The following is a 12,593-nucleotide window of genomic DNA, read 5'->3' as shown; positions in this document are numbered from 1 at the left end:
TAACTTAGTTTTAATTATTAAATTACCTTTTACTTTTTTCATTACTTGTCCTTTCTTTAGTTTTGCCATTTTTATTTTTAATATAACAAAGAACAAATTTAGTTTTATCTTACCATTTGCAGAAATAATTTGTTTTAAAATTTAGTAGTGATCATCTTCAAGAATAGTTCAGTTTTTTATCGGTTTTTCAAGATTATATTTTTTATAGTAAATATTTGAACTAATAATTTCCTTATTCAATTGATTACAAATTTTATAAATAGTTTCAAAAGTATATTTTCTAATTAAAGTTTCTAAGCTGTAATAATCTTTTGTACTTAAAGGATATAAATATTTTTTACTTATTGTCGTCTTTTATATCAACCAAATAAAATTTATAGGATATATCAGACTCTTGTAAATATTTATTTTTTTTATTAGGTCAAAATTTTATTGAAATAGATATATTATTTCTTTTTTCCTTCATTTTACAGCTTTCAAACCTTATCTATTGTTTCTTTATCTTTTGTAAAACTTCAGAAGTAATCTATTTTTGTGTTTACTTCTTTTTTTCTAAATTTAATTTTTATTCACTTGTTATTTTTATTAAATGTAGAATCTAAAAATATTATTTCTTCAATTTTGATATTTGTAAGAAATATTGTTGAATCTATATTCATAAATTATTTAAATATCCTTTCTTAAACTTATTAATTTAATTAACATAGATAATAAATTTATATAAATATATAAGATATAGATATATAGTAAAAACCCAATTTAACAGAAGTATTAAATCAGGTTCTCAAGAGTATTTTGCATGCATACAAAAATAGAGGACACTAATTATCTATATCAATTACAAATAAAAAAGTGGGGAATGCCCACTTTTTGTAGACCCCCAACTTTGTTTTACTCCCAAAATCAGAAAAAATATTATTCTCTTTTCTTTCCAATTTATTGATATTAAAAATATTTATAGTTTTTAAGTTCATAATTCCATGTATTAAAAATTAAATTAAAAAGTTCTTTTTCTAACTTTTTTACTTCTTCTTCTAAAATACAATTTTCAAACAATTTTTTAGTTAAATTTATATACTTTTTATTATTGAATTCTATTCAAATTGTTATGAATTTAAAACCTTCTTTTTTCCAAATCTAATATTATTTTTTCCAAGTTTTTAATTTTATGTTCTTTTAATTTTCTTATATTCTTTTTAAAATATAAACTTATTCTAAAACTAAATTTTTATCTACTTTTTTTTAAAAATTTCTACTATTTTTAAAAAATATTTGCAATATCATTTTTTTATTTTTAGCTAAAAAACAATTAAGTATTCAATCAATATTTTCATGATTTATAATAAAATTATTTAAATCATTACTATACTGATTTTCTAATCAGTCATAAATTACTTTTTTACAATTATTGATAGTTTATTAAAAATATTGCTTTAATTTAAAACATTTAAATAATTAAGATTTAATAAACTTTCTATAAGTGACTCCATTTTTTCACATAACTCACATAACACATCATTTTTATCATTTATCTTTTTTTCAAAAATAATTTCTTTTAAAATCCTATAATTTGTTTGATTATCAAAAAACTATCATCGTTTTTATTTAAAATAATGTTTAAATAAAAAATAAAATATATTTTTTTAAACTTAGTTTCATTATTTTGTTTTAAGAAAGCAATGCTCATAATAAAAGTTATATCATTTTTATTTAGAAGCAATGGTAACAAACCTAAATTTTTTTTGAAAATTACTAACAAAAAATTTAACTAATTTATGTAATTCTAATTCATCAATAATTACTCATGAATCAATAAAATCAATTGAATCTTTTAACGTACATTATGCTCTTCAATGTTTTTATTCTGTATATATTTATACGATTCTATAAATTCTAAATCAGATGTTTGCATTTTATTCCTCCAATAAATCACTTAAATCTAATTGAAATTCATCTTTTATTTCTTTTTTAGGTTTTGGTTTACTTGGTGATCCTAATACTGAAGAAATATCTCCTAATAAATCACTTAAACCACCAGTTAATGATTGAATCCGTTTTTCACTTTCTTCTTTAACTGATTTACTTACCAAAACTTTAGCTGATACTTTACCTTTATTAGCTTCTTGGCGTGCTCTGATTTCTTCTTTAGATACATAACCTTCAGCATCATCATCAGCATTTAAAGCACCTGGTGGCATATCATTTGGTTTAACTAAATTAATTTCACTTAAACTTGCAAATGCTAAGTCTTTTACATCAAAATCACCAGTTACACTTGATAATTCAATGTGACGATATTTATTGATGTTAACTTCTTGATACATATCTTGTGTGTCAATTGCTTTAATAATGTTTTCATTATTTGAATTAAAGTTAAAAACAAATATAATGTATTCAGTTCCACGTTTACGTTCTGGTAAAATTCTTACTCCACGTTTTGGGCGAATATAGATTGGTAAATCTTCATTTCTGAATTTTTTAACACCATCTTTTTCAGTTATATAAAGAATTGAATCATCACTTGTTAATCCTAAACCAGCTACAATGTAATCTTTTTTTAAATTAGCTGCTTTAACTCCTTTTGAATTAGTTCCTTGAATTGGAATATCTTCAATATGATATCTTACTCCATAACCATTTCTTGTAATGATTCCACAAGTACGAGTTTTTGAAGTAATTAAATTAGCACTTACAATTTCATCACTTGCATCTAATTTCATAATTCTAAATGCACGAGTAAAGATTTTTGTTTCTAAATCCTTAACAGGAATACGTTTAATACTTCCATTTTTACTTGTAATTAAAATTTGTTGTAATGCTTCAGAAAATTCTTTAACCACAAATGCACTAACAATAGTTTCACTTGGAACCATAGTAGCAATTGTATTAACATGCACTCCAATGTCTCTTCATTTACTCATTGGTAATTTGTATAAAGGAATTGAATAGTATGTTCCTTTATTAGTAATTAAGATTAAGTGTTGTAAGTTATTAACTTCTCCAGCTCCAATTCACATATCATTTGGTTTTCTACCAAATGCTGATGAATCATTTTTATTAATAATTTTTGATTCAATAGCTTTTAGATATCCATCTTTTGAAATTCATAAATTAAATTCTTTTTCAACTAAAACTTCTTTTTGTTCAACATCTAGATTTTCAACTGTATCTTCAACAACTGATCTTCTTGGTGTTGGGAATTGTTTTTTAACTTCTTTCAAACGATTAATAATTTCATTATCTAAAACTTCTTCACTATTTAAGATTGCTTTTAAGTTAGCGATATTAACATCTAACTCATCTTTTTCACTTTGCAGTTTAACCACATCAGTTGAAGTTAAACGGTATAGTCTCATATCAACAATCGCTGCTGCTTGAGGCTGAGAAAATACAAATTTAGTAATTAAGTTTTCAATCGAATCAGTTCTATTTGTTGAACTTCTAATGACAGCGATTACTTTGTCTAAAATGCTCATTGCTTTAATTAAACCTAAAATAATTTCTAAACGTTTTTCAGCCTTATTTAAATCAAATTGAGTTCTAAATGTAAACACTTCTTTATAGTGAGCAATATAAGCAAGAATTAAATCAATAATTCCTAATTGTTTAGGTTGTAAATTAACGATTGCAACATTGTTATAGTTATATGAAATACTTAATGGAGTTAATTTGAATAAGAATTTTCTTACAGTGTCTAAATTAGCTTTATCACTTAAATCAATTGCAATTCTTAATCCATTACGATCAGTTTCATCTCTTACTTCTAAAATTCCTAATCCTGGGTTAGCATCAATGACATCTCCAATTTTTTTAACTAAATCTTGTTTAACTACTTCATAAGGAATTTCATCAATAATAATGTTATTATTTTCTTCATGTCATTTTGAACTAACAATCACTTTTCCTTTACCAGTCATAAAGGCATCTTTGATTCCATTACGACCTTGTACAATTCCCCCAGTTGGAAAATCTGGTCCTTTAACAATTTCTAAAATTGTATCAATTCTGATATTTGGAGTTCTGATTAATTTAATTGTTGCATCAATAATTTCACCAAGATTGTGTGGAGGCATATTAGTAGCATATCCAGCAGCAATCCCTGTTGATCCATTAACTAGAATATTTGGAAAATAACTTGGTAAAACAGTTGGTTCTTTTTCACTATCATCAAAGTTAGGTGCAAACTTAACAGTATTTTTGTTTATGTCATCTAACATTAAATCACTGATTTTAGCTAAACGTGTTTCAGTATAACGCATCGCAGCAGCACTATCACCATCAATTGATCCGTTATTACCTTGCATATCAATTAGTGGCATTTCCAATTTTCATCATTGACTCATACGTACCATTGCATCATAAATTGAAGTATCACCGTGTGGGTGGTATTTACCAATAACTTCCCCAACAATTCTCGCTGATTTTTTATATGGTTTATCAAAAGTTAGGTTTAACTCATTCATTGCATATAGAATACGTCTTTGTACTGGTTTTAAACCATCTCTAGCATCTGGTAATGCACGTTCTTGAATAATGTATTTAGCATATCTACCAAAACGTTCACCCATTAAATCTTCTAAAGCATAACTAATTATTCCTTTTTCAGCTTCAATATTTGAGTTATCTATTTTTTTTGCCATGTGTATTCCTCCTTTCTAGTTTATTTCTTGTTTTTCATTTAAGATGACCGCATCATCATTATCTTCTAAAGTGAATTTAACATTTTCTTGAATTCACTCTTTACGTTTTTCAGCATCTTCACCCATTAGTGTTCTGAATGATTTTTCTGCCATTAATGCATCTTCAATTGTAACTACAATTAATTTACGCTGTGCAGGATTCATTGTTGTTTCTCATAATTGATCAGCATTCATTTCTCCAAGTCCTTTATAACGTTGGATTTCATATTTTTTAGTTGATGTTTTAGCAAAGTCTGCTAATTCTTGTTCATCTCATAAGTAAATAAACTTACGATCTGCAAAAGTTAGTTTATATAATGGAGGTAAAGCAATAAATACATGTTTATTAATAATTAAATCTTTCATGTATCGATAAAAGAATGTTAATAACAATGTTTGAATATGTGCTCCATCAGTATCAGCATCAGTCATAATAATAACTTTTCCATAGTTAATATCACTAACATCAAATGCTTGACCAATTCCAGCTCCAATGGCAGTAATAATTGTTTGAATTTCTTCATTCTTCATTAGTTCTGCTAATCTAGCTTTTTCTGAGTTAATAACTTTTCCTCTTAAAGGTAGAATAGCTTGGAATGTACGATCTCTTCCAGATTTCGCACTTCCACCAGCTGAGTCCCCCTCAACAAGATATAATTCATTAATTTCTTTTTTTCTACCTTGCGCTGGAGTTAGTTTTCCTAACATAGCTCTTGTTGTTTTTTTACCTTTTGAATCACGAATAGCTTGTCTTGCTTTACGTGCTTCTTCTCTAGCTCTTCTTGCTAAAATTGCTTTTTCAATAATTTTAGTTGCTGGAACTTTATTTTCAATTAATCAGAAGTTCATAAAGTCATAAGTTACTTGTTCAACAGCAATCTTAGCATCTGGTGTTCCTAACTTACCTTTTGTTTGTCCTTCATATTCAATTAAGTCTTCAGGAATTTTAACAGTTACAATTGCGACTAATCCTTCTCTTAAATCATTTGAGTCTAATCTAGGATCTTTATCTTTTAATAATTTATTATTTTTAGCATAGTCATTAATTGCTCTTACTAATCCTGTTTTAAACCCAGTGATATGTGTCCCACCATCTCCAGTTTTAACGTTATTTGCAAATCCTAAAATAGTTTCATAAAAATCTTCTGTATATTGAATACAAATTTCAGAAGTAATTCTTTTTGTTTCTCCAGTAATAACAACAGGTTCTGTTATATGAGTAAATTCACTTGCTAGTTCTTTTACAAATTCAACTAATCCATTTTCAAATTGATATTCAACAAATTTATCATTAAGTTTATCTGTAATTGTAATTTTTAATCCTGAATTCAATAAAGCTGATTCTTTTAATCTTTCACTAATAGTTATAAAGTTAAATTTTGTAGTATTAAAAATTGAATCATCTGGTAAGAAATTAACAACTGTTCCAGTTCGATTTGTTGTTCCAATTTCTGTTAAAGGAATATTTAATTTTCCTCCATTAATAAATTCAAGTTCATTAACTAGTCAATCACGATAGATTGTTACTTTAAACTTTTTAGATAAAGCATTAACAACTGATGATCCAACTCCATGAAGTCCTCCAGAAGTTTTATATCCATTTCCACCAAACTTTCCTCCAGCATGAAGTACACTAAAAATAACTTCAGGTGTTGGTTTTCCTATTGAGTGCATTCCAATTGGAACTCCACGTCCATTATCAGCAACAGTAACACTTCCGTTTTTTTCTAAAGTTACATTAATTTCTGTACAATATCCTGCTAAGGCTTCATCAATTGAGTTATCTACAATTTCTCATACTAAGTGGTGCAATCCTCTGACATCAGTTGAACCAATATACATCCCCGGGCGTTTTCTAACAGCTTCTAAACCTTCAAGGACCTGAATGTCTGATTCATCATATTTTACTTCTTTTGCCATGTATTCTCCCTCTATACATAATGTCTCATAATAAATTAATTATAAATTAATAAGTTTTCTTTTTCCTTTTAATAAATAAAAAAACAACAAAATGCACTTTTATACTTATTTATTTTAGAATATATAAAGTTTCTAAAAATCTTTTTTTGTTTTTTGCATTAGGATTTATACTCCTATTAGTTACTATTTTTTCTTTTATATAGTTACAATCTCCAAAAACTTTTATGATTATATTTTCAAATTGTTTCGAATTGAAATTTGATATTAAAACTTTAGCACCATTTTCTACAACTTTTTTACATAACAAAACCATTTCTTTATGTCTATCTTTATTAAATTGAGGATCTGTATATCCAATAAAAGTTGATGCTTCATCTGGAAAATATGAAAGATCTAAATAAATAGATCATTTTTTTTAGCTTTAATTATTATTTTGTCAAAACTTTTTAACTTAATTTGTGTTTTTTTAAAAGCTTTGAATATTCTAAAAAGCCTTTTTCATCTGGTATAAAATATGTTTTTCTCTTTCCAAAAGGTACATTAAACGTTCCCGATGAATTGACTCTATAAATTCCGTTAAAAGAAGTTTTATTAAAAAAAAAGCAGCTTTTTTCAATGAATAATCTTTATCTTTTATCAATCCATTGTAAGTTTCTCTTATTATTTTGTAATTTTCAACATTAATATTTTTAAATAATTTATCAATTTCTTCTTTTAGTTCTAAAGGTTCTTTAGCTAAAACTTTATAAAAATTCATTAAATTAAAATTCAAATCAGATATTATAGATTTTTTTAAACCAAGATGAAAAAATAAAGCGCCAGATTCAAAAAATAGTTCAATATATCTTTCAATTTCAGTTTTATCTATATGCTTTTCAATTTTCTTTATAAATCTTCTTTTTCCGCCTACTCATTTTAATATTGGTTTCAGACTCATAATTAAATCACATCCACATTATAATAAAATTTTGCATCTTTATCTTTAGTTTTTTAGGCATTTTTAAGCCTTTAGAAACTTTTTCATTTCTACTATATTTATTTTTGTCGCTAAAAATTTAGTTTCCTGCGCTGATTCTGAATATTTATATATGTCTTTAAATTTATTTTTATATTTAGTGTTGATCTTTTTAAACAATTCAAAAATAGTTTTACCCTCTGATGACTCTATAACTTCAACTAAAAATAATTTTGCCTTTGAATTATTTGTGAGTTGTTGATAAGATAAAATAACATCTCTTTTTACTTTAGAATAAGATTTTATTTCAATGTCATTGCTTTCAAAAATAAAATCAAATATTGAATTATTGTTTTTGCTAGGTATTAAATTATATTTAATACAGCATTCTAACTCAGCAAATAATCCTCTCATTTCAGTTAATTCCATTATGTTTTTATTTTGTAAAATCATTTTTTAAGTTAATATAGCATAGCATTTCATTTATGCTTCACTTCTTCGAAGAAATAAAATCAAATAAATTAAGCATAAAAGATTCATCTATCTTTTGGTTAACCTTTAAAGATTCATATTGTTGTTCTTCAAAAATAACAGCTGAATGATATGTTACTTCTTCATCTTCTTTAACTATTATATTTTTACTATCTTTTAAATTTTTAATTTGTTTATCCAATTTTCGAAAAATATAATATTTTTTTTCAGTACTCTCTTTTAAAAGTATGTAGTCATTCTTAATAACAATTTTTTGTAATTCTTTTATTTCCATTAGGTCACCTTTTCTGTTAATTTAATATATTCAAATTTCATATCTTCTAATTGTAATTGTTTTTTTATCACATTTTGATCTAAATTGGAAATTTTATCTTGTAAAAAATATTCATTAAATGACCATTAGCTGCAGCTACAATGGTAAATGATGATGGAGCGCGTTTAAAACTATGAAAAGAACAAATTATTAATAAATTTGTATCTATGGCAATTGGAGTTTCAATATTTTTAGTAATTGGTATTTTATTAAATACATTAATTAAAATTCATCCATGTGATGTTATAAGCGGAGCTGGTGGAATGATAGATACTGCATTCTTATTAGTTATAATTTGAGCTGGTGCAAGTTTCTTAATTATTGGTCCAAGTTTAGCATCTCAATTTGCAGGTGGTAAACGATCAATTGATAAAGATGTAATGTCAGCTGCAAAAGGAGTTGTAAAAGCATCAGGAGTTGGAATGATGGCAGCAAGAAACATTGGTTTAAAAGCTGCAGAAATGTATAATACAGCAAATAGAATAAAAAAGAAAAAGCAATCTTAGTAGAAATGTTCCAGGTATAGGTGGTAGAGGGTTAAAAAATGCACCACTTGGCGAAGAAAACATTTTAACAAATGCATTGAGACACTGAAAAAATAGAATTAAAATTGGTACTAAAATTGCTGGTGGTATTGGTGTTGGTACTATATATGCTGCAAGTAAATTCAAAAGTAAATCTTATAAATCTGTTGCTACTAGAGAAAAAATTAGAAAATGTTGAGAAAATCTTAAAACTAGTGCTATTCAAAAAAGCAAGTAACGCTCTATCTGGTTTTAGACAAACTGATGCTGATGGTAACATAATTAATGCTAAGCCATTATTTGAAACAAAACGACAAGTAGCAATGAACTTGAATGTCACTTTAGAAACTAAATATGTTTTAAATGATAAAACTAAAAATATTGATATGAGGTTGAAAGAAAATAGATAACTTAAACAACAAAAACAAATTGCAGAACAAAGACTAAACGAACAACCAAAACTTAAAAAAAATATTGAAACTGATAAATATCGTCAAAAAAGAATGGCACTTCATGAAAAAAATGCTGAAAGAGCAAAAAACAAAAAACAAAAAACAAAACTTGCTAAACAAGAATCTAAGCAAGCTAAAAAGGCTATTAAAACTCTTATGTAATATTATATTTATAATAAAAGAATGTAAAAATCGGATGTGAAAATCATGGATTAGGTAAATGATTAGAAAACAAAAAAGAAGATAAAGCATTTCATCAATCTTTTAAAGATAGCGAAAAGAAATTTTGATTAAATGAAGAAAAATATGGCTATGGTACTTTATGACGATACAATAGAACAAAAACTTGGATTGTTTATTTAGCACTTGCTAAAAATGAAAATCTTTGAACTGAAGATATAAATTTGGACATTTATTTAAAAGCGTTTAAGAAATATTGCAGAGGGCACAGGGAAAAACGAATATAATAAAAAATGTGAAAAACATTGATTATTTGAGTATACAAAAGTCCCAATATGAGAAAGTTATTCGTGAGATTATCACCATAAAGGTTATCCTGCTGAAAAGCAATGAAAAGAACCAAAAAAAGATCCTTATATTTGGCCTTTGTCTTTGCTTACTTTTGGACATGGAATATTAGTTGACGGTTTGCCTTCAGCTGAAAATAAATGATGAAAAGCAAATATTAAGCCTATTGTAGACTATTTAGATGCAAACCCAGAACTTTACGACAAAGCTGCTTTAATGGCTCAAATTGAGTCTGAATTGATTGTTAAAAGAGCTGATGCTTTGGTTAAAGCATTAATAACTGGTAATCTTAAAAATCCTATGTAAAAGAAAATAAATTTATTTATCTTTTAGATCAGCATTTAGGTTTAGAAAAATATATAAGAATATTACCTAGCTTAAAAAATAAGGTTTTAGATTATATTGGAACTGGAAAACGTTACAAGGATGTAATAGATACTTTAGGTTATGCTAATGTTTCTGAAACAACAATAGGTAGGATATTCAATAGTATAGATAATTCAAGTAAACTTTTAAAAATTCAAAGTAAAGTAAAATTAACAAATGTCACAACTTGTACATTAATATGGATGATGGATATATAAAATATAGGAAAAATAGAAAAGTATTTAAATTTTCAGTCAGAGTTGTGAGTTTTAATATTGGAGTTGAATATAAAGAAAGTAAATCATCTAAAACTAGAAAAAGAGGTGTCTTACAAAATAAAAGAGTTTTTTACATAATAGGTAATAAAGAAAATCCAATAAAATGACAAGATACAATTAATAAAATTAATTTTTGAGCAAATACATACTATGAAAATTTCTCAAAAGCAAAAATTACAATTGGTAGCGATGGTGCTAAGTGAGTTAAAAAAATAGCTAGAGAAATGAATGCTGAATTTCATTTAGATCGATTTCATGGAATTAAATATTTAAAAGATTTATTTGTACGAGGAAAGAACAAGTATGAATCTAGTAACTGATATTTATATAAATTTGGTGTAAAACTATTTAAAAATGGTAAGGCTGATAAACTTATTCATTTTTTAAAAGAAACTGGCTTGCATGTTTCGAAACAAATAATGGATTACTTTAAATACAATCGAGATGGGATAATTCCTCAATCAGGAAAAAACTATATTGGTGTGTATGCTGAAACAGATATTTGTAATGTTTTAAAAGCCCCTTTAGGTTTTAAAAAAGCAACATATACTTTAAGAAATGTAGTTAACTTTTTATCTCAAAGAGTATTTAAAATAAATAATTATTTTAAGTTTAATCATTAGATTTTTGATTAACATAAGAAACTGAATATTTTAAATTTTTTAATGTTGTTAAAAACTTTTTAGCGTTGTTTTTTAAAAATAAAATAAAAAATTACACATAATATGTAATTCTTGCTATAATGAAATTACATCTAAAAAAGTTTTTGTCTACTTTAAAGCTAGACACCAAAAAAAATATAATTTACTCACAAATCGTTTTTAATTTCATAATATTGTCTCATCTATCCTTCAATAACATTTATTTTGCTAATTATAATTTTTATTATAATATTAATACACTTTTAAATGTTCTTTTATGATAATAAAGCTAATATTTTTGTTACAACTAAATCAACAGCAACATCATTGCCTTCTTTATATGGAATAATTAAATCAGCATATTCAATGCTTGGGCCAATAAAAGCATCATGCATAGGTTTAACTTCGTTTAAGTATTGATCAACAACACTATCTAATGTTCTGCCTCTTTCGTTAACATCTCTTTGTAAACGTCTAATAAATCTTAAATCATTGGCAGTTTTAATAAAGATTTTAATGTCCCCAAGTTTTCTTATTTCTTTTATTGCTAATGCAAAGATACCATCAAGTATGACAACATCACTTGGTTTAACTGTAATTGTTTCGCTTGTTCTTGAAGATGTTTTAAAATCATAAACAAACATTTTAATAGGTTGATAATCTTTTAAAGCATTTAAATCATTTAATAATAATTCTGTATCCACGCTATTTGGGTGATCAAAATTAATTTTTCGTCTTTCTTCTAAAGTTAATTCTCCAAAATCTTTGTAATAGTTATCCATTGAAATATGAGTAACTGATTTACCTTTAAGAATTTCATTTGCTATTCTATCAGCTACTGTAGTTTTTCCTGAAGCAGTACCCCCAGCAATTAGTATTAGTGTTACTTTTTTACTCATTTGACCCCTTTAAAAATATTTTCTTATTAATTTTAACAAATAAACTTAGATACACTAAGTTTATTAATTGTTTTTATAATAAATTTCTTAATTATTATTTTTGAAATAGCCTTTGATCTTTCATCAATTTCATCAAAACCAAATTTTTCTGTTGTCAGTAAATTTATATTGTTACTAAAATCAAAAATCATGTACACAGTGGATTATTTCACTTTATAAATTCCATTCTTTTTAAATTAAATTTACCGTTTGATACTTTGTAATTTTCTTTGTTTTTATCAAGTATTAAATAATTTCCAATTTTATCAATATATTGAGCATGTTTATCAAGTACATCTTTTTCAGTTAAATCTCATTCTTCATTTTTTAAAAAGTCATTTCAATTGGTCTTTTTAATTGTTTTTGGCATAATATGTTTCAAAGAATTTTTATCTCGTTTAATTTCTCAATTATTAATTAATTTACTTTTCAACCTTTTCAATAAAACCATCGCTATATTTTTATTCTGCACTTTTTTGCTTATTAAAGAATTATAAAATTGTTCGC

11 protein-coding genes and 2 pseudogenes are annotated in these 12,593 nt (G+C 25.4%); 5 read left to right on the top strand and 8 right to left on the bottom strand.

Going from position 1 to position 12,593, the window contains the following annotated elements; all coding sequences use genetic code 4:
• Nucleotides 1-467: 467 nt before the first annotated feature.
• The 6 genes and pseudogenes from EMELA_RS02195 to EMELA_RS02165 all read right to left on the bottom strand — a co-directional run bounded on the left by EMELA_RS02195 (nt 468) and on the right by EMELA_RS02165 (nt 8,320).
• Nucleotides 468-659 (bottom strand): hypothetical protein, encoded by a 192-nt coding sequence (locus EMELA_RS02195; RefSeq protein WP_028124163.1) that lies wholly within the window; start codon nt 657-659, stop codon nt 468-470.
• A 1,254-nt stretch (nt 660-1,913) separates the two neighbouring features.
• Nucleotides 1,914-4,640, bottom strand: a complete 2,727-nt coding sequence (parC, locus tag EMELA_RS02190) for a DNA topoisomerase IV subunit A (protein ID WP_051584598.1) — start codon at nt 4,638-4,640, stop codon at nt 1,914-1,916.
• A 15-nt stretch (nt 4,641-4,655) separates the two neighbouring features.
• The gene (gene parE / locus EMELA_RS02185) at nt 4,656-6,599 is read right to left on the bottom strand and encodes a DNA topoisomerase IV subunit B (protein WP_028124165.1); all 1,944 of its coding nucleotides are present in this window, start codon (nt 6,597-6,599) and stop codon (nt 4,656-4,658) included.
• Nucleotides 6,600-7,045: 446 nt separating this feature from the next.
• A pseudogene (locus EMELA_RS02175) lies at nt 7,046-7,536 on the bottom strand (Dam family site-specific DNA-(adenine-N6)-methyltransferase).
• Between the two features lie 63 nt (nt 7,537-7,599).
• Nucleotides 7,600-7,983 (bottom strand): PD-(D/E)XK motif protein, encoded by a 384-nt coding sequence (locus tag EMELA_RS02170; RefSeq protein WP_408630943.1) that lies wholly within the window; start codon nt 7,981-7,983, stop codon nt 7,600-7,602.
• Nucleotides 7,984-7,990: 7 nt separating this feature from the next.
• Complete coding sequence (locus EMELA_RS02165; RefSeq protein ID WP_028124169.1) at nt 7,991-8,320, bottom strand: hypothetical protein; 330 nt, start codon at nt 8,318-8,320, stop codon at nt 7,991-7,993.
• Nucleotides 8,321-8,460: 140 nt separating this feature from the next.
• On the opposite strand from EMELA_RS02165, the gene EMELA_RS02160 reads away from it, so the two are divergent.
• The 5 genes from EMELA_RS02160 to EMELA_RS02145 all read left to right on the top strand — a co-directional run bounded on the left by EMELA_RS02160 (nt 8,461) and on the right by EMELA_RS02145 (nt 11,130).
• Nucleotides 8,461-8,865, top strand: a complete 405-nt coding sequence (locus EMELA_RS02160) for a hypothetical protein (RefSeq protein WP_028124170.1) — start codon at nt 8,461-8,463, stop codon at nt 8,863-8,865.
• Nucleotides 8,866-8,941: 76 nt separating this feature from the next.
• Complete coding sequence (locus EMELA_RS04495; protein WP_156932108.1) at nt 8,942-9,121, top strand: hypothetical protein; 180 nt, start codon at nt 8,942-8,944, stop codon at nt 9,119-9,121.
• A complete protein-coding gene (locus EMELA_RS04490; protein WP_156932109.1) occupies nt 9,099-9,293 on the top strand; it encodes a hypothetical protein in 195 nt (64 codons plus the stop codon). Before EMELA_RS04495 ends, EMELA_RS04490 begins: the two co-directional genes overlap by 23 nt.
• A 654-nt stretch (nt 9,294-9,947) precedes the next feature.
• Nucleotides 9,948-10,169, top strand: a complete 222-nt coding sequence (locus tag EMELA_RS02150) for a hypothetical protein (RefSeq protein WP_028124172.1) — start codon at nt 9,948-9,950, stop codon at nt 10,167-10,169.
• A 259-nt stretch (nt 10,170-10,428) separates the two neighbouring features.
• Nucleotides 10,429-11,130, top strand: coding sequence for a hypothetical protein (locus tag EMELA_RS02145; protein WP_157844550.1), 702 nt, complete (start codon nt 10,429-10,431; stop codon nt 11,128-11,130).
• Between the two features lie 293 nt (nt 11,131-11,423).
• On the opposite strand, the gene udk is transcribed toward EMELA_RS02145, so the two are convergent.
• Both udk and EMELA_RS04865 read right to left on the bottom strand, forming a co-directional pair.
• Complete coding sequence (udk, locus tag EMELA_RS02140) at nt 11,424-12,047, bottom strand: uridine kinase (RefSeq protein WP_028124174.1); 624 nt, start codon at nt 12,045-12,047, stop codon at nt 11,424-11,426.
• 163 nt (nt 12,048-12,210) lie between these two features.
• A pseudogene (locus EMELA_RS04865) lies at nt 12,211-12,579 on the bottom strand (GmrSD restriction endonuclease domain-containing protein); the annotation flags it as partial.
• Nucleotides 12,580-12,593: the final 14 nt, after the last annotated feature.

It is taken from the genome of Mesoplasma melaleucae, assembly GCF_002804105.1.
Lineage (GTDB): Bacteria > Bacillota_I > Bacilli_A > Mycoplasmatales > Mycoplasmataceae > Mesoplasma > Mesoplasma melaleucae.
This window is presented reverse-complemented; position numbering and strand designations above follow the sequence as displayed.